At 54.8% G+C, this 22,160-nt stretch carries 20 protein-coding genes and 2 pseudogenes; 8 read left to right on the forward strand and 14 right to left on the reverse strand.

Annotated features, from left to right (window positions below; all coding sequences use genetic code 11):
* Positions 1–115: 115 nt before the first annotated feature.
* Positions 116–2,494 (reverse strand): phosphoenolpyruvate synthase, encoded by a 2,379-nt coding sequence (gene ppsA / locus HP572_RS11075; protein WP_205561235.1) that lies wholly within the window; start codon positions 2,492–2,494, stop codon positions 116–118.
* A 300-nt stretch (positions 2,495–2,794) separates the two neighbouring features.
* On the opposite strand from ppsA, the gene HP572_RS11080 reads away from it, so the two are divergent.
* The 6 genes and pseudogenes from HP572_RS11080 (at position 2,795) to HP572_RS11105 (ending at position 8,754) form a co-directional block, all read left to right on the forward strand.
* Positions 2,795–3,616: a pyruvate, water dikinase regulatory protein gene (locus HP572_RS11080; protein ID WP_205554484.1), complete on the forward strand. Its 822-nt coding sequence runs from the start codon at positions 2,795–2,797 to the stop codon at positions 3,614–3,616.
* 203 nt (positions 3,617–3,819) lie between these two features.
* Positions 3,820–4,866, forward strand: coding sequence for a 3-deoxy-7-phosphoheptulonate synthase (locus tag HP572_RS11085; RefSeq protein WP_240585644.1), 1,047 nt, complete (start codon positions 3,820–3,822; stop codon positions 4,864–4,866).
* 231 nt (positions 4,867–5,097) lie between these two features.
* Positions 5,098–6,148 (forward strand): annotated as a pseudogene (locus HP572_RS11090) (hemin-degrading factor).
* The gene (locus HP572_RS11095; RefSeq protein WP_240585645.1) at positions 6,145–6,963 is read left to right on the forward strand and encodes a hemin ABC transporter substrate-binding protein; all 819 of its coding nucleotides are present in this window, start codon (positions 6,145–6,147) and stop codon (positions 6,961–6,963) included. The pseudogene HP572_RS11090 and the gene HP572_RS11095 overlap by 4 nt, the downstream one beginning before the upstream one ends.
* Complete coding sequence (locus HP572_RS11100) at positions 6,960–7,964, forward strand: iron ABC transporter permease (RefSeq protein ID WP_240585646.1); 1,005 nt, start codon at positions 6,960–6,962, stop codon at positions 7,962–7,964. Before HP572_RS11095 ends, HP572_RS11100 begins: the two co-directional genes overlap by 4 nt.
* Positions 7,957–8,754, forward strand: a complete 798-nt coding sequence (locus HP572_RS11105; protein ID WP_240585647.1) for a heme ABC transporter ATP-binding protein — start codon at positions 7,957–7,959, stop codon at positions 8,752–8,754. The genes HP572_RS11100 and HP572_RS11105 overlap by 8 nt, the downstream gene beginning before the upstream one ends.
* Positions 8,755–8,774: 20 nt before the next feature.
* Here the strand turns inward: HP572_RS11105 and HP572_RS11110 are convergent.
* The 8 genes and pseudogenes from HP572_RS11110 to HP572_RS11145 all read right to left on the reverse strand — a co-directional run bounded on the left by HP572_RS11110 (position 8,775) and on the right by HP572_RS11145 (position 15,814).
* Positions 8,775–10,227 (reverse strand): annotated as a pseudogene (locus tag HP572_RS11110) (YdiU family protein).
* Positions 10,228–10,403: 176 nt separating this feature from the next.
* Positions 10,404–11,420 carry a lipoate--protein ligase A gene (locus HP572_RS11115; RefSeq protein ID WP_240585648.1) on the reverse strand — a complete coding sequence of 339 codons (1,017 nt, stop codon included), beginning with the start codon at positions 11,418–11,420 and terminating at the stop codon, positions 10,404–10,406.
* 42 nt (positions 11,421–11,462) lie between these two features.
* Positions 11,463–11,939 (reverse strand): C40 family peptidase, encoded by a 477-nt coding sequence (locus HP572_RS11120; RefSeq protein WP_207783042.1) that lies wholly within the window; start codon positions 11,937–11,939, stop codon positions 11,463–11,465.
* A gap of 143 nt (positions 11,940–12,082) precedes the next feature.
* Complete coding sequence (gene btuD, locus HP572_RS11125) at positions 12,083–12,859, reverse strand: vitamin B12 ABC transporter ATP-binding protein BtuD (RefSeq protein ID WP_240585649.1); 777 nt, start codon at positions 12,857–12,859, stop codon at positions 12,083–12,085.
* Positions 12,860–13,411, reverse strand: coding sequence for a glutathione peroxidase (locus tag HP572_RS11130; RefSeq protein WP_095699844.1), 552 nt, complete (start codon positions 13,409–13,411; stop codon positions 12,860–12,862). It lies immediately after the preceding gene.
* Positions 13,412–13,473: 62 nt separating this feature from the next.
* Positions 13,474–14,511, reverse strand: coding sequence for a vitamin B12 ABC transporter permease BtuC (btuC, locus tag HP572_RS11135; protein ID WP_127155878.1), 1,038 nt, complete (start codon positions 14,509–14,511; stop codon positions 13,474–13,476).
* A gap of 136 nt (positions 14,512–14,647) precedes the next feature.
* Positions 14,648–15,412 (reverse strand): class I SAM-dependent methyltransferase, encoded by a 765-nt coding sequence (locus HP572_RS11140; protein WP_240585650.1) that lies wholly within the window; start codon positions 15,410–15,412, stop codon positions 14,648–14,650.
* A 60-nt stretch (positions 15,413–15,472) separates the two neighbouring features.
* Complete coding sequence (locus tag HP572_RS11145) at positions 15,473–15,814, reverse strand: cupin domain-containing protein (RefSeq protein ID WP_095699847.1); 342 nt, start codon at positions 15,812–15,814, stop codon at positions 15,473–15,475.
* 116 nt (positions 15,815–15,930) lie between these two features.
* Here HP572_RS11145 and HP572_RS11150 point away from each other — a divergent pair, with 116 nt between their 5' ends.
* On the forward strand, positions 15,931–16,647 hold the full coding sequence (locus HP572_RS11150; protein ID WP_240585651.1) for a Crp/Fnr family transcriptional regulator: 717 nt from the start codon (positions 15,931–15,933) through the stop codon (positions 16,645–16,647).
* Positions 16,648–16,832: 185 nt separating this feature from the next.
* A complete protein-coding gene (locus HP572_RS11155) occupies positions 16,833–17,069 on the forward strand; it encodes a hypothetical protein (RefSeq protein ID WP_240585652.1) in 237 nt (78 codons plus the stop codon).
* 42 nt (positions 17,070–17,111) lie between these two features.
* On the opposite strand, the gene cobB is transcribed toward HP572_RS11155, so the two are convergent.
* The 5 genes from cobB to lolC form a co-directional block, all read right to left on the reverse strand.
* Positions 17,112–17,942: a Sir2 family NAD+-dependent deacetylase gene (cobB, locus tag HP572_RS11160; protein WP_240585653.1), complete on the reverse strand. Its 831-nt coding sequence runs from the start codon at positions 17,940–17,942 to the stop codon at positions 17,112–17,114.
* Positions 17,943–17,953: 11 nt separating this feature from the next.
* The gene (gene nagK / locus HP572_RS11165) at positions 17,954–18,868 is read right to left on the reverse strand and encodes an N-acetylglucosamine kinase (protein ID WP_240585654.1); all 915 of its coding nucleotides are present in this window, start codon (positions 18,866–18,868) and stop codon (positions 17,954–17,956) included.
* Between the two features lie 84 nt (positions 18,869–18,952).
* Complete coding sequence (gene lolE, locus HP572_RS11170) at positions 18,953–20,200, reverse strand: lipoprotein-releasing ABC transporter permease subunit LolE (protein ID WP_240585655.1); 1,248 nt, start codon at positions 20,198–20,200, stop codon at positions 18,953–18,955.
* Positions 20,197–20,904: a lipoprotein-releasing ABC transporter ATP-binding protein LolD gene (lolD, locus tag HP572_RS11175; protein WP_014915821.1), complete on the reverse strand. Its 708-nt coding sequence runs from the start codon at positions 20,902–20,904 to the stop codon at positions 20,197–20,199. Before lolD ends, lolE begins: the two co-directional genes overlap by 4 nt.
* On the reverse strand, positions 20,897–22,099 hold the full coding sequence (gene lolC / locus HP572_RS11180) for a lipoprotein-releasing ABC transporter permease subunit LolC (protein WP_240585656.1): 1,203 nt from the start codon (positions 22,097–22,099) through the stop codon (positions 20,897–20,899). The genes lolD and lolC overlap by 8 nt, the downstream gene beginning before the upstream one ends.
* Positions 22,100–22,160 lie beyond the last annotated feature (61 nt).

The raw sequence follows: 22,160 nt of genomic DNA on the forward strand, positions 1-22,160 counted from the left end.
CACGAAGTGAGGCATCCCTGCGGGAACCTCATCTCCGTGTTTCCCCTAAAATCTGACATCGTCGGTTGCTATGACGCCCGGCAGTCACCGAGCGTCATAGCATTCACCGTACTGATTACTTATGCTCAGCCAGATTCAGCCAGGTTTGCACCACAGTGTCCGGGTTGAGTGACAGGCTATCGATGCCCTGTTCCATCAGCCAGAGCGCGAAATCTTCGTGATCTGACGGGCCCTGACCGCAAATACCGACGTATTTGCCCTGTTTCTTGGCAGCCTTGATCGCCATCGACAGCAGCGCCTTCACCGCATCGTTACGTTCATCAAACAGCGACGATACCACGCCGGAATCACGATCCAGACCCAGCGCCAGCTGCGTCATGTCGTTTGAACCGATAGAGAAGCCATCAAAGTGTTGCAGGAATTCATCGGCCAACAGCGCATTGGACGGAATTTCGCACATCATGATGATTTTCAGACCGTCTTCGCCACGGCGCAGACCTTGATTCGCCAGTTCAGCCACCACCGCTTCCGCTTGTGCCACAGTCCGCACGAACGGGATCATGATCTCGACGTTCTTCAAGCCCATCACGTTACGCACGCGTTTGACGGCTTCACATTCCAGCGCAAAACAGGCTTTGAAGTCCGGCGACACGTAGCGACCCGCACCGCGGAAGCCCAACATCGGGTTTTCTTCTTCCGGCTCATAGCGCTCACCGCCGACCAGATTGGCGTATTCGTTCGATTTGAAATCGGACAGGCGGACGATGACGCGCTTCGGCGAGAATGCGGCTGCCAGCGTCGCGATTCCTTCCGTCAGGCGACCGACGTAGAACTCCACCGGGTCGTCGAAGCCCTGCATCAGTGTCTTGATCTCACGTTGCACCTCAGGGGCTTGCTGGTCGAATTCCAGCAACGCACGCGGGTGCACGCCAATCATGCGGTTGATGATGAATTCCAGACGCGCCAGACCGACGCCATCGTTTGGCAAGCAGGCAAAATCAAATGCGCGGTCAGGGTTACCCACGTTCATCATGATTTTCAGCGGCAGTGCTGGCATTTCATCAATCTGTGAACTCTTCACGGAGAAGTCCAGCAGATCCTGATACACATAGCCCGTGTCGCCTTCCGCACAGGAAACGGTCACTTTCTGCCCTTTGCGCAAACGCTCGGTTGCATCGCCGCAGCCCACGACGGCCGGAATGCCCAGCTCGCGCGCGATAATCGCCGCGTGACAGGTACGTCCACCGCGATTGGTGACAATCGCCGCCGCTTTCTTCATGATCGGTTCCCAGTCTGGGTCGGTCATGTCGGTCACCAGCACATCGCCTGCGTTGATCAGGTGCATCTCGCTGATGTCCTGAATCACTTTCACTTCACCCGCACCGATGCGGTGCCCGATCGCACGGCCTTCCACCAGTACCGTACCGCTGGCTGGCAGGTGGTAGCGCTCCATCACCTGACCGTTGGAACGAACCGTTTCCGGGCGCGCCTGCACAATATAGAGCTTGCCGGTATGACCATCTTTCGCCCATTCGATGTCCATCGGACGACCGTAGTGTTTTTCAATCAGCAGTGCCTGACGCGCCAGCGCCTGCACTTCATCATCCGTCAGGCTGAAACGCGTCGTTTGTTCTGTCGGCACATCTTCAATCCGCACCTGCTTGCCATGTTCCTGGCTCGCGGCATATACCATACGGATTTTTTTCGATCCCATATTACGGCGCACAATCGCAGGTTTGTTGTTCTGCAACGTTGGCTTGTGAACATAGAACTCATCCGGGTTCACCGCCCCCTGCACCACCATTTCACCCAAGCCGTAAGCCGACGTAATGAACACTACCTGATCAAAACCGGATTCGGTATCAATGGTAAACATCACGCCCGCAGAGGCCAGATCGGACCGCACCATGCGCTGCACGCCTGCCGACAGCGCCACGCCACGGTGGTCATACCCCTGATGTACACGATAGGAGATCGCACGATCGTTAAACAGCGATGCAAATACGTGCTTCACGGCCACCATCACCGCATCAATGCCCTGCACGTTCAGGAAGGTTTCCTGCTGACCGGCAAAGGACGCATCCGGCATATCTTCTGCCGTAGCGGAAGAACGCACGGCAAACGAGGCGTCTTTCTCTCCGTCGGCCAGTTGCTGGTAGGCGTCACTGATTGCCTTCTCCAGTTCCGGCTGGAATGGCGTATCAATAATCCACTGGCGGATCTGCGTACCGGCGCTCGCCAGTTGACTCAGATCGTCAATGTCGGTGCGATCGAGCAGCTCATAAATGCGCTGGTTAATCCCGCTTTGATTAAGAAAATCATTAAACGCCTGCGCCGTTGTCGCAAAGCCGTTGGGAACGGCTACGCCCAATTCTGAAAGGTTGGTGATCATTTCACCCAGAGAGGCATTCTTGCCCCCCACCCTTTCAACGTCGTGCATACCGAGCTGGTTATACCAAAGGACATTACGCAAATCAGGGCCGTTATTGGACATCGAAAATAATCCTTTCTGCATACAATTAGGGTATGAAAGAGTTCGGTTGAGAATCGCCTCAACGCAATCAGGTTAGCATAGCGTTTTGATGAACATGGACAGGTGAATCGATCAACCTATGAAAAAAAACTGATTTCACGGCGAATGATTGCTTAACGCGGTAAAAATCCAATATCGTAGAAGATTAGTATTCTTTATCATGAAGATAATGAAATGGCGTTTTAATAAAAGTATTCTTGAAACGCAATTTTTGACGAGGTTAACGTGTTCGAGTTGTCGGAAATATCAACAGGGGGTTATGTGGAAAGAAGCGTATTTTATGTCTCGGACGGTACGGCCATTACGGCAGAAGTACTGGGCCATGCGGTGCTGTCCCAGTTCCCTGTGAACACGGTTAGCTATACCTTACCTTTCGTGGAAAGTGAAGCGCGCGCCAAAGCCGTGTGCGAGCAAATCAATACGCTGTATCAGCAAACCGGTGTGCGTCCGCTGGTGTTTTATTCCATCGTCACGCCGACCGTGCGTAACATTATTACCAGCAGCGAAGGATTTTGCCAGGACATCGTACAGGCGCTGGTTGCTCCCTTGCAGGAAGAATTGAACACGCCGCCGACACCAATTGCCAACCGCACTCACGGTTTGACGGCCAATAACTTGAGCAAATACGACGCCCGTATCGCCGCGATCGACTATACACTGGCGCACGATGACGGCATCTCGCTGCGCAATCTCGATCAGGCACAGGTTATTTTGCTGGGCGTGTCGCGCTGCGGCAAAACGCCGACCAGCCTGTATCTGGCGATGCAATTCGGCATTCGTGCCGCCAACTATCCTTTTATTGCCGATGATATGGATAACCTGCGCCTTCCCGATGCGTTGAAACCTTTCCATCACAAGCTATTCGGGCTCACCATTGATGCCGAACGACTGGCGGCCATTCGCGAAGAGCGCCGGGGCAACAGTCGCTATGCGTCGCTGCGCCAGTGCCGCATGGAACTCAGTGAGGTTGAGGCGCTATTTCGCAAACACCAGATTAAATATCTCAATACCACCAATTATTCCGTTGAGGAAATTTCCGCCAAAATCATCGACATTCTCGGCATGAGCCGAAGAATGTACTAGTACATGAGGGATTTTTTATCCTGATGCGGTTGTAATGTGCGCCAGTTCGTTTATTGTGTGCTCCATCACTTCCCGGCATTTCGCCGCTGCGAAGCAACCTTTTAGTCGGAAACATAGCCTGAAAACGCTGTCTGAAAACACCGTCATGTCCATACATTTCGGTGCTGGCAGGTTTTCGGCTTGACCGCATTCAGAGATAAAACATGCTGCAAACAGATGAACTGCGGAGCGCGCGCATCGAGAGTCTGATTACGCCTCAAACGTTACTCGCCAGACTCCCCATTACCCCTGCCGTTGCCGAAAATGTCACCTCGTCACGCCAGAAAATTGAAGCCATTCTAACTGGTCAAGATCCCCGCCTGCTCGTCGTAATTGGCCCCTGTTCGATCCATGACACCGACAGCGCCTTAGATTATGCACGCCGTCTGGCCGCGCTACGCACGCAGTATCAGGATCGACTGGAAATCGTCATGCGCACCTATTTTGAAAAACCGCGCACGGTGGTGGGCTGGAAGGGACTCATTTCCGATCCCGCGCTCAATGGAACGTTTCAGGTGAATGAAGGGCTGGAAATTGCGCGCCGCCTGCTGCTGGACGTCAATCAACTTGGATTGCCGACCGCGACAGAATTCCTCGATATGGTCACCGGCCAGTATATTTCCGACTTGATTAGCTGGGGTGCGATTGGTGCAAGGACCACCGAAAGCCAGATCCACCGCGAAATGGCTTCTGCGCTGTCCTGCCCTGTCGGCTTCAAGAACGGCACGGACGGCAACACGCGTATCGCCGTCGATGCCATTCGTGCCGCTCGCGCCCAGCATATGTTTCTCTCGCCGGATAAACAGGGATTCATGTCGGTCTACAAAACGCAGGGCAACCCGTTCGGCCACATTATTATGCGTGGCGGGAAAAAACCGAACTACCACGCGGAAGATATCGCCGCGGCCTGCGCTCACCTGCGTGAATTCTCGTTGCCCGAACATCTGGTGATCGATTTCAGTCATGCCAACTGTCAGAAACAGCATCGCCGTCAGCTCGACGTAGCCGATGATATCTGCCAGCAAATTCGTGCCGGTTCACGTGCCATCGCGGGCATCATGGCGGAAAGTTTCTTAATCGAAGGCAGCCAGCCAGCAATCAATCCTCTGGCATTGACGTATGGGCAATCCATTACCGATCCTTGTCTGAGCTGGCAGGACACCGAAACGCTGCTGGCGCGTCTGGCGGACGCCGTTGACAGTCGTTTTTAATCCGATATACGCTGGCACACTCACCTTCTCGATAGGGTGCCAGCCGTTTTCCTGCTTTCCCGCCGCTTATTTCGTCATCTCATCGTATTAACGCAGCACGTAAATACCTTTTACTATTCCTCTTATTCCACTTATTAAGAAAACTTCACTTGAGGTTGCTTTTTTGTTACATGAAAATGATTCTCATTCATTGCTATAATTAATACGACAACGATTAAGGGAACGAACGAGATGCAGACGTCCATTTACCAACAATACCTTCAGGCGAAAGTTGAACATCCGCGTAAATACGCCCGCGATTTGGCTGCGCAACTCGGCATCAGCGAAGCGGAACTGACCCACGCCCGTGTCGGACACGATGCGCTGCGCCTCCAGGGTGACGCCAAAGTTTGGTTAAGCGCACTGGAGCAGGTTGGTAATACCAAGTCGATCACACGTAACGAATACGCCGTGCATGAGCATACTGGTTACTATCAGAACCAGACGCTTGATGGGCATGCCGGTCTTATCCTCAACCCGCGCGGGCTGGATCTGCGTTTGTTCCTTTCTCAGTGGGCTTCCGCCTTTGCGCTGCGTGAAAATACCGCACGCGGTGAGCGTCAAAGCATTCAATTTTTCGATCATCAGGGTGATGCCATTCTGAAGGTCTACACGACAGACACCACTGACATGGCCGCCTGGCAGCTATTCGTTGAGAAATTTACCAGCAGCGAAAATCCAGCCCTCGCACTTCGTCCAGCGAACAGCGCGGCAGTGGAGCAGGTTGTTGCCCATAATCCTCAGCTTGAAGCGGAATGGCGTGCGATGACGGACGTGCATGATTTCTTCATTCTGCTCAAGCGCCATAACCTGACGCGCCAGCAGGCGTTTAACTCGGTCGCTGACGATTTGGCTTACCGTGTAGACAACGACGCGCTGTCGCAGATTCTGTTTGCCGCGCGCGAAGATCAAAACGAGATCATGGTATTTGTCGGTAACCGTGGCTGTGTGCAAATCTTCACCGGTACGCTTTGAGCGTGTAGAGCGTATGGAGCAACATGCAGAGTGGATTAACATCTTTAATAAAGATTTCACCCTGCACCTGATCGAAGGCGCAATCGCTGAAAGCTGGATCACGCGTAAACCGACGGCCGACGGCATTGTGACCAGCCTCGAGCTCTATGCCGCAGACGGCTCTCAAATTGCACAACTCTTTGGGCAACGTACCGAAGGCACGCCGGAACAACAGCAGTGGCGCGACCAGATCGATGCCCTGAAACCGTACAAGGAGCTCGCCGCATGAAAAACTGGCTATTCCCCCTGCTATTGACACTCCCGTTGGGGGTGTCTGCTGCCGAACGTATCGTTTCTATCGGCGGCGACGTCACGGAAATCATCTATGCGCTGGGCGCAGAGAAAGATCTGGTTGCGCGTGATAGCACCAGCTTGCACCCAGAAGCCGTGAAGAAACTGCCTGACGTGGGCTACATGCGCCAGCTCAACACCGAAGGTATTCTGGCGATGAAACCGTCTCTGGTGGTCGCCAGCGACCTGTCCCAGCCTTCGCTCATCTTGCAGCAGGTGGCGGACAGCGGAACCAAAGTAATTCACGTTCCTGCTCAGCCTTCGCTGGATGTGGTGCCGCAGAAAATCGGCGTCATCGCACAGGCGTTGGGTAAAGACACTGAAGGTAAGAAGCTGACAGAAACCTATCAGCAGCAACTGGCGGCAGTCAAAACGTCCCCGCTGCCGGTTAACGTGCTGTTCGTTCTCAGCCACGGCGGCATGACCGCGATGGCGGCAGGCAAAAACACCCCGGCGGACACCATTATCCGCCACGCCGGGTTGAAGAATGCCATGCAGAACGTTGAACGCTACCAGCCGTTGTCGCAGGAAGGCGTGATTGCCAGCGCACCGGATCTGATCCTGATTTCCAGTCAGGGGCTGAAAACGCTGGGCGGTGAAGCGCAAGTCTGGAAATTACCCGGTCTGGAGCTGACGCCTGCGGGTAAAAACAAGCGTCTGTTAGTGGTCGATGATATGGCGATGCTGGGCTTTACGCTCGATACCCCAACGCTCATGGCGGCGCTGCGTCAGACAGCTGAAGCGATAAAATGACGTCACGGTTTCATCCGCGCACGTGGTTGATCACGCTGTTGTTATTGATGGTGGCACTGATGGTGGGTGCCGCCAACATGGGCGCACTGACCCTATCGCTCAAGATGTTATGGCAAACGCCGCTTGACGATCCGATCTGGCATATCTGGTTGAATATCCGCGTTCCCCGTGTGCTGCTGGCGATCCTCGTCGGCGGCGCGCTGGCCTGTTCCGGCGCGATTATGCAGGGGTTATTTCGCAATCCGCTCGCCGATCCCGGCCTGCTTGGGATCAGCAGCGGTGCCGCACTCTGCGTGGCGATAACTATCGTGCTGCCGCTCGGCCTTCCCCCTCTGCTAGCGCTTTATGGTCCGATGTTCGCCGCTTTCGCGGGCAGTCTGGCGATTACCGCGATCATTTTTATCCTCAGCCGCTCCGAACAAGGTGGGTTAACCCGGCTGCTGTTGGCAGGCATCGCGCTCAATGCGCTGTGTATCGCGCTGATCGGCGTTTTGACCTACATCAGCACCGACCAACAGCTGCGCCAGTTTTCGCTCTGGGGCATGGGCAGTCTCGGGCAGGCACAGTGGCCGATGCTGCTGGTTGCCAGCACGCTGACCATCCCTGCGATGATCGCGACGCTGTACTATGCACGTCGTCTGAACCTGTTGCAGTTAGGGGATGAGGAAGCGCATTACCTTGGCGTCAACGTGAAGCGCACCAAGCACATTCTGTTGTTGCTCAGTTCGCTGCTGGTGGGTGTCGCGGTGGCGGTGAGCGGTGTGATCGGGTTTGTCGGACTTATTATCCCGCATCTGATACGTTTGCATCTGGGTGCCGATCATCGCTGGCTCATTCCTGGTTCTATCCTCGGCGGTGCCTGTCTGCTGCTGTTTGCCGATACGCTGGCACGCACGCTGCTTGCTCCGGCAGAAATGCCCGTTGGGCTGTTAAGCAGCCTGATTGGCGGGCCGTATTTCTTATGGCTGATCGTTCAGCATAAAGGACGGGGCAATGACTGATTCAGCGCTCGATCGGACGTTAGTCGCACGCCATTTGCGCTTTCAGACCAACGGTCGTTATCTGACGGATGACGTTTCTCTGGAATTGCACAGCGGGGAAATCGTCGCGATTATCGGTCCTAACGGCGCGGGGAAATCGACCCTGCTCCGTTTACTGACCGGTTATTTAACGCCAGATGAAGGCGAGTGCCTGTTAGCCGGACAGCCTTTCTCACACTGGCAGCCCGGCGCGCTGGCAAAAACGCGAGCGGTGATGCGCCAGCATAGCGGCATGGCGTTTGCGTTTAGCGTGCGGGATGTCGTTGCAATGGGGCGTTCCCCTCATGGTCGCTACCCGAGAAATGATGATGTGATTCAGCAGGTCATGGCGCAAACGGGCTGTCTGGAACTGGCTACGCGCGACTATCGCCAGCTTTCAGGCGGGGAGCAGCAGCGTGTACAGCTCGCTCGCGTGCTGGCGCAGTTGTGGCATCCAGAACCGACGCCGGGTTGGTTGTTCCTTGATGAACCCACGTCGGCGCTGGATCTGTATCATCAGCAGCACCTCTTACGGCTGCTCAAGCAGCTTACGCGTGAACAGCCGTTATCCGTATGCTGCGTCCTGCACGACCTGAATCTGGCGGCGCTGTATGCCGACCGCATTCTGCTGTTGCACGAAGGAAAGCTGGTCGCACAAGGCACGCCCGCGCAGGTATTACAGGCAGACACGTTGACCCACTGGTATCGCGCCGATCTTAGCGTCGGTTCACACCCTGACTACACCATTCCGCAGGTTTATCTGCGGCAATAGCCAAGTCCCCCTGCTCCAGCTCAACTGGAGCAGGAAATCTCCAGATGCTTACCCCACTCTGGCGGTAACGCAGCCAAATCGTTCTTCTCTGGCTGTTCATCAAACGGTTGGCACAGCACCTGAATGCAGACGCGCCAGCACGCTAATATCGTCGTTTTCCGCCCGTTCAATCGCCATTTGCGCCAGATAATTACGCAGAATATATTTGGGGTTCGTCGCATTCATCAGTCGACGACGTTCTTCATCGCTCTGGTCTTCCTGCATCAGCCTCTGGCGGTAGGTCGCAAACCAGCTATCGAACGCGGCTCTGTCGATGAATTCATCACGGAGCGGCGAGTGCGATGCCTGTTTCTCGCTGTCTGCCAGTAGGCGGAACGTGCGGGTATAATCGCTGCCTTCCTGCTGCATCAGGCGCAACAACCCAACCAGCACGTCATTATCCTCGGAGCCCGCGGTAAAGAGGCCCAGCTTAGCGCGCATCAGCGTGCCATAGTGCTGCATCAGCGCCGGTTCATAGCGGGCAAGCGCGCGCTCCAGCGTTTCCGTGTCCATCAGCCCCGACAGCGCCTGCGCCAGACGATGCAGATTCCACAGCCCTACGGCAGGCTGATTGTCAAACGCGTAGCGCCCGCGATGGTCGGAGTGATTGCAAATGAAATCGGGCTGATAGGCATCTAAAAAGCCATAAGGGCCGTAGTCGATGGTCAGTCCCAGAATCGACATGTTATCCGTATTCATTACGCCGTGCGCAAACCCGACGGCCTGCCAATGCGTAATCAGCCGAGCGGTGCGTTCTACCACATCGCCGAACCACAGTTCATAGCGACGCTCGTCGTTTTCCCACTGTGGCCAGTGACGGGCAATCACATACTCCGCCAGTTGACGTACTTTTTCCGGCTCACGGCGATAGTAGAAATGCTCAAAATGGCCGAAACGCACATGGCTTTCCGCCACGCGCAGCAACATCGCGCCCTTTTCCTCCTGCTCACGCTGCACCGGGTGTGTGCTGGTGACAATCGTCAGCGCCCGCGTGGTAGGAATTCCCAGATGGTGCATCGCTTCCGAGGCCAGAAATTCGCGTATCGCCGAGCGCAGCACGGCGCGACCGTCTCCCATGCGCGAATACGGCGTCAGCCCCGCACCTTTGAGATGCCAATCCATGCTGCGGCCATCCGCCAGCTGTTGTTCTCCCAGCAGGATTCCGCGTCCGTCACCCAGTTGACCAGCCCACATGCCAAACTGATGGCCACTATAAACCTGCGCCAGCGGTTCCATTCCCGGCAGTAAACGCTCACCGCTCCAGACGGCATCCTGTTCTGGCGTAAACCAGTCGGAAGACAACCCAAGCTCCGCGGCCAATCCCTCGCTGTGATAAAGCAGGCGAGCGCCATGCAGCGGCGTAGGCTGTAGCGCGGTGTAGAACCCCGGCAACTGGTGAAAATAGTGATTATTGAATAACGGTGTTTGCTGCATCCTGTCTCCCTAATACCACTCTGTTCAAGTGAAGAGAGCCACGCGCTCATCACACAACGACTGATGGGTAAACAGAAAGTGTAGAGGGATGGCAATCGAATTAACACGGAGGAAACGCAGGGGTATTATTTCCCTTACGTTTCCTTGTCATCGGTGCGTTGAGAAAAACAGGACGTCTAGCGCAGGCTTTGCTCCAGCCAATCGGCCAGTTCCTGCAACTCGTTTTGCTGTTCGGGGAAGGCGGTAATCAGTACCTGACACGCGGCCACCAAGGCTTCTGGGCGGTATGCCGTTCCCTGTAATGCGGAGGCGAGTGCTTCTAACGGCGCGGGGTTCAGGCTATCGGTATAAATCTGCGCGCGGACGATCACGCCGCGTTCCACATCGAAATGTAATTCAACGCCGCCCCAGGTAAAGCGATTATCGAGTAAATGCGAGAAATCCGGTGCCTGACCGAAATTCCATTCCCAGCTACTTTGACGCGCAAACTGTTCGCTGAATCCCGGTAGGTCCGGGTAGGCGGAAGTCGAGATGATTTCTGGTTCGCACTGTTCGCCGAAATAGTCAAAGAAGGCCTGCGTCACCGCCTGACTAATGGCCTGGTGATCGACAGAGGGCAGCAATTCCACTAGATTGGCGACGCGGGAACGTACGGACGTAATGCCTTTTGCCTGTAGCTTCTTAACATCCGGGTTTAAATAATCGGCTAAGCGGCTGAGATCGGCGTTCAGCAGCAGCGTGCCGTGATGAAAACCACGATCTTTGGTTTCACGGTAGGCAGAACCGGACACCTTGCGCACGCCGTCCGTGGTTTCCACCACCAGATCGTTACGCCCCGAGGCGCTAGCCTTTAACCCAAGCGAGCTAAGCGCATCCAGAACAATCTGTGTTGAGACGCTTTTATCGTATTCCGGCTTACCTGCCATGAAGGTAAAGCAGGTATTGCCGAGATCGTGGAAGACCGCCCCACCGCCGCTGCTGCGCCGTGCCAGCTTGATGCCATCCTCTTCCATCCGCCGCGTATTGCACTCTTTCCACGGGTTCTGGGCACGGCCAATGACTACGGTTTCAGCATTGCGCCACAAAAATAGCACCCGCTGCGTAGTGGGCATCTGGCGAAAGATGCACTCCTCAACGGCCAGATTAAACCAGGGATCGTAAGAGTCAGAGATCAATAAACGCAGAGAGGACATGAGCAGCTCCGTGCTGTAAGCATAATAAAAGGGGGGGGGGAATTAGATGCGGCGGGCCTGCCAGTACGCCCGTTTCCAGTACACGTTATCCAGCGACGAGCGGATTACGCCCTGACTAGTGGAGGCATGGATAAACTGGTCGTCTTTGTCATAAATGCCGACGTGCAGCCCACTGCTGCCGCTGCCCGTTTTGAAAAAGACCAAATCGCCCGGTAAGAGATTATCGCGGTCCACGCGCTCGCCCAGCTCAGTTTGTGCTTCCGTGGTACGCGGCAGCTGCATGCCAAACCTATCGCGAAATGTCAGGTAGACAAAGCCGGAACAATCAACGCCGTTACGATCCAGCCCGCCATAGCGATAAGGCGTTCTATACCATTGCCCCAGTTGATCGTTTAGCTGCACCATCACCATAATCGAATCGCTCAGACGCGCATTCGGCGGCGGATTATTATGCCGACTACTGCTACAGCCGACTAAAATCAGGCTGGCGAGAATCAAAGCATGTCGTAAACGTATCATCGCGATTACCATAAAACCGCCGAGGCCATAGACCTCTAGCGTTTGAAAATGCTAGGAATTGGATTAATTTAGCGTTTAATCGGGGTAACTGGCAAGTAAAGGCGATTTTTCCTATTTTCTGACGACGCCATTTCCTGGCAGCGCTAGGCGCTGCGCGTGATGATCCAGTTTCTGCCATCAACCACGTGCCGCTGAAACGCGACACCGAACACAGGAGACAGCACCTCCGGCAGCATGACCTCCGCCGTTTCGCCCTGCGCCACCAACGACCCTGCCGACAGCAGCCACACGCGATCCGCATGATGGGCGCTGTGATTCAGATCGTGTGCACAAACCACGACCGCGATGCCCAAACCACAGAGCTCACTCAGTAACGCATCTAGTGCCACCTGCTGAGCCACATCGAGGCTATTGGTCGGTTCATCCAGCAGCAACAGACGCGCGTGCGGATTGAGGGTCGGCCACATCTGCAATAGCGCCGCCACCAGCCGAACGCGCTGCCACTCGCCTCCCGACAGCTGCGTGAGCGGGCGCGCCAGCTTATCGGTTAACATCAGACGTTCCGCCAGAAAATGCACCACCTTTTCAACCGCATCTTCCTGAGCCGGCGGCGGTTGATGCCGTTGCCAATACTGAAATACCGGCATCAGCGCTAGCGGCGGTTGTTGCTGTGCCAGATAGGCGCGCCGCACGGCTAAATCCGCTGCCGTATACTGCGACAGCGGCGTGCCGGCCAGATAGACCTCACCTTCTCCCGCCAGCAAACCCGCGGCTCTTGCCAGCAACGTGCTCTTTCCAGCCCCGTTCGGGCCGATGATGTGCAGCAGCTCACCGCGACGACACTCCGCATTCGTCGGCGACAAACGCGGCGAGGCACCAGCCTGCCGCAACTCTAATACCGGGGAAGTCTGCTGCGTCACTTATTTTGCCAGCGCGTCTTCGATCGCTTTCACGATGGTGTCATGGTCAGGTGCCATATCCGGCGCAAAACGATCAATCACGCGTCCTTCGCGATCCACCAGGAATTTTTCGAAATTCCACAGAATGTCTTCCGGGTTCTTAGGCTTACGGCCTTTGTTGACCAAACGGGCAAAAAAGTCACTTTTCCAGGTCCCGTTAGCTTCCGGCTGCTCGCGAATCAACACTTGGTACAGCGGGTGACGGTTCTCGCCATTGACTTCAATTTTGCTGAACATCGGGAACTGAACGCCAAACGTCCCACGGCAGAATTCCTGAATCTCTTCTTCCGAGCCCGGTTCCTGTCCTGCAAATTCATTGGAAGGGAATCCCAGCACGACCAGACCTTTGTCGCGATAGGTCTCGTAGAGCTTTTCCAACGCGTCGTATTGTTTAGTCAGGCCGCATTGAGAGGCGACGTTGACGACTAACGCCACCTGCCCTTTAAACGCTTCAAACGTTGTCGCTTTCCCGTCGATAGTGGTCAGCGGAATAGCATGGATTTCAGTGCTCATCGTTTTGCTCCCAGTGATAAAACAGAGTTGATAAACAAAAGTGGATAGAACAAGACATATCGCTACAGTCGATTACGTAATAACAGCCAGATAAACCATGGCGATCCCAGCGTAGCGGTAACCACGCCTATCGGCAACTCGGCTGAACTCAGCGCAACGCGCGCGACCGTATCCGCCAGCAGCAGAACGCCGCCGCCGGCCAGCGCACATCCAGTCAGTAAATAGCGTTGATCGGTCAGTCCGCACAGCCGCAACATGTGTGGGATCACCAAGCCAATAAACGCGATGATGCCGGCCAGCGCCACGCTCAGCCCAACCTGTACGCCCATAACCAGCACGAGAATCGTGCGCCAGCGATAGACCGGAATGCCTAATTGACGCGCCTGAATCTCACCGAGCGTCAACCCGTTCAGTACCGCGCCCTGACGACTCAGCCACAGCAACAGCGGCAAAAGCGTCAACATCAGCCAGCCGTGTCGCCAGTCAATGCCGCTGAAACCGCCCATCATCCAGTACATCAGTTGGCGTAAATCGAGGCTGGTACTGAAATAGACGGCCCAAGTCATCACCGCGCTACAGATAATCCCGAGCGCAATGCCGATGAGTAATAAACGGGTATTGGAAATATGACGACGGGCAAAATGGAGTAACAGAAAGGTAATCAGCAGCGCGCCAGCAATGGCGCTCAAGCTTAACATCCAGACAGGCAGCAATCCCTGCCCCAGCAGTACCGTCAGCACTAAGGCCACGCCTGCGCCGTTGGCGACGCCCAGCAGCCCCGGTTCCGCCAGCGGATTATCAAAAACGGCCTGCATCACGGTGCCAGACATCGCCAGACTCGCCCCCACCAGCATCACGGCCAGCGTTCTGGGCAAACGTAATTGCCAAACAAAGAGCTGCTGAGCGTCATCCAGCCAGGCCGTCGGCCAAATCCAGCGTTCCCCCGCGCACAGGCTGACGACCAGCGTGAGTGCGAGAAACGCCAACAGCAGTGCCAGACTCCGACGATCACGTCTGCACTGCTGTTGTTTTAGCTGGCTGTAATGCGGTAACTGCGTCGCGTGCTTTAGCGGGATATCACCCGGCGATAATGGCTGCATTGTTCACCGTAACAAGGAATCCAGCGCAATAAAAAAGCGCAGTTAAGATAACGTATTGTCACGTATGTTAAACGATTTCGCCTGCCTTACACGCTTTTTCCTTGTTACCGCGACGCAATCAAAATGAATGCGGCCACTACTTGGTACTGCATACCGCAATATAGTTAAGCTGGTTTCGATTGCGGCGGAAGGTATGAAACATGTTGAAGAACATGTCGCGGTTCTCTTTCTTCAGCGCATTTTTTACGATGCGCGCCGCGCCGGCAAGCCCTTCATCATAAATCAGCCCTTGTGGCGTCAGCAGCGTCATGGCGCCGTTATCGTAGCTAACCTTGCTAAAACCGCATTCCTGAAACAGCGTCACCCAGCGCTCACGCAGCATCGGTTGAGCATGCACGTTGATCGCTTTATGCATCTGTTCCACCGCCTGCAAGGCCCCGGTATCCTTCTCGGAAAGCAGCATGATGTCATGGGTAATCAAGCGACCACCCGGTTTCAGCACGCGATAATATTCGGCAATAATGCGGCTCTTGGCCTTGTCGGCATACATCGTCAGCATGGCTTCATTAATCACCACGTCGAAGTGATTATCGGGAAACGGCAGCTCCAGCGCATTTGCCTGCATAATCGTGACCTGCGATGCCAAGCCGTTCGCTGCAACATTCTCCTGCGCCTTCTGTAGCGCCACTTTATCCATATCCGCGCCGATGACCTGACAGCCAAAACGACGCGCAATCTCTATCGCCGTGGTGCCCATATTGCAGGCGACTTCCAGCACGACGCTGTCCTGCTGGAACCCAGCCTGACTGAGCAGCCATTCAGTTGCCTTTCTGCCGCCGGGGCGCAGACGTTTTTTCCCCAATCGGGCTAAAAATTTATGTCCTGCTTCATGATCGCTCATACTGTCACTCCTTAATTCGGTGTTATCGCGGTAGCCGTTTAGCGTCTACTGTGGTGGCGCTTAGTTGGTTTTCAGCGTCTTCAACATCGTCAGCAACATACGTGACGACTGCTGCGCATCAACAGCATGCGGAACATTGGCTGGCATACGCACTAGCGTGCCGGGCTGCGCGACAACGGGTTCGCCACCGATCGTCAGCAATAATTCACCTTCAAGTACCATAACCAGTGCATCATAAGGAGCACTGTGTTCGCTCAGCCCCTGCCCCTGATCGAAGGCAAACAGCGTGACATTGCCGCCGTCGGTACGGGCCAACACGCGACTGGCGATACCGTGTTCGGTTGGGGTAATCAATTCATGGAGAACCAGCGCCTGTGCCGCCGGAAGGGTATTTTCTTTCATGGAAACTCTCCGCTATTCTCGATTCAGCGCGCCGTGATTTTGCTTGCTGAATTCATGCAAGTGATTATTATTTTCATTTACTAGCTTAATGGTAATACCAGCCTCTGGGAGGGCAAATGACATTTGTCAAAAAAGCGCTATCGCCCGATGAATACGGTGACGTGCTGTTTCAGCATGACTGGATGCGTGATGAACCCAACAATGTGGTGTGTGAGCTATTGGCAAAAAGCGAGCGTCTGTTTTTCCGGCAGGATGACGTTCTGTTTCGCGAAGGCGACAAAATGCAGCACTGTTTGCTGGTTGAAGCAGGAAAATTGCAGGCTTTTCGCCATACCTATGGCGGCGATGAGAAGATTTTCGGGCAGTTTGAGCGCGGAGAATTTGTCGCCATCGCCGCGGTGTTTATGGATCACGGCCGCTTCCCGATGAATATCCGTGCGCTGAGCGAGGGTCACACGCTGATGATTCCACGACAGGATATTCATCAGTTTTGTTTGCAACGCCCGGAACTGGCGCTGCGTTTGCTGAATTATCTGGGCAAGAAGCTCTACTCGACGATCAACCAAATCGACTGGCTAACGTCCAGCTCCGCACCACAGCGTTTGGCAGATTACCTGCTGCGGCAGCACCACATTCAGCAAACTCAGCAACTGACATTACCGGTGAGTCGGGGCCAGCTCGCGACGTCATTAGGGATGCGCAGTGAAACATTGAGTCGATTGATGTCCGACTGGAAGCGGCAAGGACACATTACCTATCGGGGTCATCAGGTGGAATTGTGCGATCTGAATTATCTGAAAGCACTGGCGGCCGAAGCCAGACGGACATTTTGATCGTTCTAAGCCTTTGTCGATTCAAGCATGACGGGTGGATAGAACCATTTTGGATATACTTTTTGACAATTGTCATTCCCACATCATCACATTATCAACTAGGCTTAGCTTACATTGATGAGAATAGCTCTCATTAACATAACTATCTCATTCATCCCGTGATGAGATACTGTGAGGGTAACGCTATGCTGGGCTTTTTCCGACGAACCTTATCTCTTCATGGAACATCGTCACGCCATGACAGCCAACAGCCGCCACATCCGCAGGCGGACTCGCCGACAGAAACCGCTGCGCATGCTCGCTGTAGCGAGAGTGAATATTGTTTCTTTAACCACGCCGCGATGTTGCCGTTCGATCAGCTTGACGAATGTTGCTTCGGCAACGATCGGCAAGAGAAAACGCCATCCTCATACGATTCATGACGTTTTCTCTTTTTGCGGGCGCTTAAAGCTTTTTGTGAACGCTTAAAATTTAATGCTTTGACCGCGCGTCAGCCAGGCAGCGACAAACTCGGGCACCACGGTGCTGGCGGGGCCGTAAATTTTTTCATCAAACTGGCTTTCTACCTGGCTGGGTTCCAGATTCAGCTCCAGCGTGTAGGCACCGTGCGAATGGGCCTCATGAACAAAACCGGCAGCGGGATAGACATGCCCCGACGTGCCAATCGCAATAAAGTAATCAGCCTGCGACAGTGCATGGTAAATCTTGTCCATGTGCAGCGGCATTTCACCAAACCACACCACATGCGGGCGTAACGGCGCGGGAAATTGACAGCAGTGGCAACGTTCGCCAGCGGCGAGATCGTCTGTCCATTCAAAGATCTGTCCACTTTGGCTACAGCGTACTTTCAGTAGCTCACCGTGCATATGAATGATGCGCTTGCTGCCAGCACGTTCATGCAGGTTATCGATGTTTTGCGTAATCAGCATGAAGTTATCTTCCAGCATCGCTTCAAGATTCGCTAATGCCAGATGCGCAGCATTGGGTACAATTTCCGGCTGCTGTAGCTGACGACGACGGGCGTTATAAAATTCCTGCACTAGCTCTGGATTACGCTGAAAGCCTTCGGGCGTCGCGACATCCTCGACGCGGTGCTCTTCCCACAGGCCATCGGCTGCACGAAAAGTACGGATGCCCGATTCCGCTGAAATACCTGCGCCCGTTAATACTACCACGCGCGGTTTTTTCACTTCGCTTGCTGCCAGATAATCACGATGGAAAATACGCGCACGAAGACGCTGTTGCCGCAGTCGCTTTCCCTTATGAAACCGCCCTAATCGTTGACGCGTATACATACCTTCTCCAGCTAGTTATCCATTAAGTGTAGCAACGCCGCACCACGTACGCCGCCCGCATCGCCATGACGCGCTTTCTCTATACGTGGCAGTTTCGCAATCGGTAAAAGTCTTGGAGGAAGGCGCGTCGGCAGAATTTGATAGATTTCATCAAAATTCGACAGGCCGCCGCCCAACACCAGCAGGTGTGGATCGAACAGGGTCAGCAGATTGCCCAAACAGGCTGCTAACAAATCCATAAAGCGATCGACAAACGCCTGCGCTTTTTCTTCTCCACCACGATAGTGCCGAATAATGGTCACAGCAGGCAGCGCTTCACCATACAGATGCTCGTACAGCCATTCAAAACCGCGACCGGAAATATAATTCTCAATACAGCCTGATTGGCCGCAGCCGCACTTCACGCGGGGAATATCCACGCCGATGATATCCAGTGCGTCGGATGGCAGGCGAAGATGGCCGAACTCACCCGCGATGCCGTTGCGCCCGTCGACCGGACGCCCATTAATCACCAGACCACCACCCAGCCCCGTGCCTAAAATCATACCCAGCACGACAGGATAGGAACGAAACTCCGCGTCCCAGGCTTCCGACAGCACAAAGCAGTTAGCGTCGTTACTGATGCGAATATCTCGCTGCAAACGCTGCGACAAATCCGTACGCAGCGGCTTTCCCATCGTCGCGGGCAGGTTAGCGGTGAATAGTGCACCGTCGTTACCTGTCTCCATGCCCGGTACGCCGAGACCAACTTTCCCCTGCATGCCGACCTGGGCGTCAGCTTCATGCACCAGATTGACCAGCGTCGTGAGCAGGTCATCATAATTACTGCGCGGCGTTGGCACCCGCTTTTGCCACACCTTGTTCAACTCTGCGTCAAACACGCCCAGCTCAATTTTCGTGCCGCCCATGTCAAAACCGTAGTACATGACTGCTCCTTAGGGTGTGTTCGCTTTCCCACACGATAGGGACTATCCCCGTCATATCTCAAGCCGCATGTGCGTTGGCTTGGTTTACTGTCCGCTCAACACGCGGGCAGGATCAATCCGGCTGGCACGCCGTGCCGGATACCAGCTGGCAATCAAACTCAGCACCAGCGACGTGCCTAATACGATCAAGACATCCGTTACATGCAGTTCAGATGGCAGGAAATCGATAAAATAGATGTCGCCGGACAGCAGTTTATGACCAATGATGGATTCAATGCCGTGAATAATCGGCGTCAATTGCAAGGTCGCGATCACGCCAATGACAGCGCCTATCACGCTACCCAGCAGCCCAGCCAATAGCCCGTACCAAATAAAGATAGCCCGAATCAGTCCGTCTGGAGCGCCCAGCGTACGCAAGACCGCGATGTCGCTACTTTTGTCTTTCACCGCCATCACCAGCGTTGAAACAATATTAAAACAGGCCACGCCAATCACCAGGATCATCGCCAGATACATGATGGTTCTCACCATCTGAATGTCCCGATACATATAACCATAGGTGCCAATCCAACTGCGAATAGAGACATAAGCCTTTGTGGCCATACCCGCATCGCGCACCAGTTTATTGGCGGAGAACACGTCGTTAGCCTTGATGGCGATACCTGTTACGCTCTGCCCCATGTCCAGATATTGCTGGGCATCCGCCAACGGAATCAGCGCTAAGCCGTGATCGAGCTGGCCGCTCAGTTGTAAAATACCGCTGACGTGCAGCCGGATGCGTTTCGGCTGCATCAGCTTCATTTCTGGGTCGCTGTTCGGGATCATCACCGTGACCCAGTCGCCTTCCGTCACATTTAGCGCCTTTGCCACGCCCTGACCAATAATGACCTGCTGTTCACCCGCGCGGAACCGCTGCCAGGCGTCATTCAGCACATAGTTGGGCAGCGCGCTAAGACGTTTCTCCTGCTGCGGATCAACGCCTTTTACCTGAACCGCCTGAAGTTTGGCACCGTTCTCCAGCAGCCCGGTGAAATTGATATAAGGCGCCGCGGCAGCAACGCCAGGCACCTGTTCTATTTTCGGAAGAATGTCCTGCCAGCCGTCGAAAGGCTGATTGACCGGTGCGATTTCGCCGTGCGGAACCACGGCCAAAATGCGGTTGTTCAGCTCACGCTCAAAGCCATTCATCGCGCTCAGGCCGAGAATCAACACCGCTACACCGAGGGCAATCCCGAGCGTCGAAATGACCGAAATCAGCGAAACCATGCCGCCACGCCGACGGCCGCGGCTAAAGCGCAGGCCAATCAGCAACGAGAGCGGAGGAAATCTCATTGCCGCGCTCCCATCAGGGTCAGTTCCTTCTGCAACTGACCGTCACGCATTTCCAGTTGGCGGTTCAGTCGGCTAGCCAGTTGCAGGTCATGCGTCACCACCAGAAAGGCGGTGCCCTGACGAACGTTCAGCTCTCCCAGCAGTTCAAAAATGGTGTCGGTCGTACGCTGATCGAGGTTGCCGGTTGGCTCATCCGCCAGCACCAGCGACGGGCTGTTCACCAGCGCTCTGGCAATGGCGACACGCTGCCGTTCACCGCCGGACAGCTCCGATGAACGGTGGTGACTGCGTGCTTCCAGCCCCACAGCCGCCAGCATTTCGCGGGCTTTATCCTGCGCCTGTGACGTTGGTACTTTGCCAATCAGCAACGGCATTGCTACGTTTTCCAACGCGGTAAAATCCGGCAGCAGATGATGGAATTGATAAATAAAGCCCAGTTCGCGATTACGTAAATCCGATTTTGCCGCCGCTGAGAGCGTATTCAGCGGCTGGCCTTTAAAGATAACTTCACCTGACGTCGGCGTATCCAACCCGCCCAGCACATGCAGCAACGTACTTTTGCCCGAGCCAGAACTCCCGACGATGGCCATCATCTCACCGCTGTTCATTTCAAATGAAACATCGCGTAACACGTCGGTAGACAGCTTGCCGTCCTGATAGCGCTTCGACAGGTTAGTACACTGCAATAACGGTAAATCACTCATAACGTAAAGCCTCAGCGGGTTGAACGGCGGCAGCGCGCCATGACGGGTAAAGTGTTGATAAGAGGGCAATGACCATTGCAGAAATGGCGATCGTCACGACCTGCATGGGATCAATATCTACAGGCAACGCAGCACCATCCAGCAATACGCCCAATATTGGCATCAGCGTATTCAGTTGGCTGGCCAATAGCGCCCCTAGCAATGCCCCTAACAACGCGCCAATCACGCCAGCGCTTCCCCCTTGCACCATAAACACCGCCATAATCTGACGTTGAGTCAGCCCCTGCGTTTGCAGAATGGCGACTTCTCCCTGTTTTTCCATCACCAGTAAACCCAGCGAGGTAATTATATTGAACGCGGCCACCGCGACGATCAGGCTGAGCAGCAGCCCCATCATGTTTTTTTCCATGCGTACGGCCTGAAACAGCTCGCCTTTACGCTCGCGCCAGTCTTTCCAGACCGTGCCTTCCGGCAGTTTTTGCGTACTCAGCGTATCGACCGACAGCGGCTTTTCCAGCCACAAACGCCAGCCGGTAATCTGGTTCGCCGGGTAGCGCATCAAGCGAGAGGCATCCTGCTGGTTCACCAACAGTTGGTAGCTATCGACCTCGCTGTTCGCAGCAAAGGCGCCAGCAACGGTAAAGATACGCTGGCTGGGGATACGCCCCATCGGCGTCAGTTGGCTGGCGCTCGTGACCATCATGCGAATTTGATCGCCAGCTTTAACGCCCAGCTGTGCGGCCAGTTTCTCGCCCAAAATGGCCTGATATTGACCGGATTGCAGCTGCTGCTGTTTGACGTTGACCAGATAGCGCGATAGCGGTTCCTGTTCGTCAGGATCAATGCCTAACATTACGCCCACGGCGACGCTGCGGGCGCTTTGCAGCACCACATCGCCCGTCGTTAGCGGCGCAACGCGCGTCACGCCTTCCAGCGAGTCTAAGGAGGAAGCGGGAATCAACGCCGGGTTCAGCGAACCTTGCGGCGTAGAGATAACCGCCTGAGGCATCACGCCCAGAATATTGCCTTCCAGTTCGCGCTCGAAGCCATTCATCACGGAAAGCACCGTGACCAGCGCCATCACGCCCAGCGTGATGCCAATGGCGGATAACCAGGAGACAAACCGGCCGAAGCGGTCTGATGCACGCCCACGCATATAACGCAGGCCAATAAATAAAGCGACAGGTTGATACATGAAATCCGTCTGGATAAGGTTGCCAAAGCAAAGTGATCAAGGATAATAAAGGGTAGTACTG

This window comes from Pectobacterium sp. PL64, assembly GCF_022477975.1.
Classification (GTDB): domain Bacteria; phylum Pseudomonadota; class Gammaproteobacteria; order Enterobacterales; family Enterobacteriaceae; genus Pectobacterium; species Pectobacterium jejuense.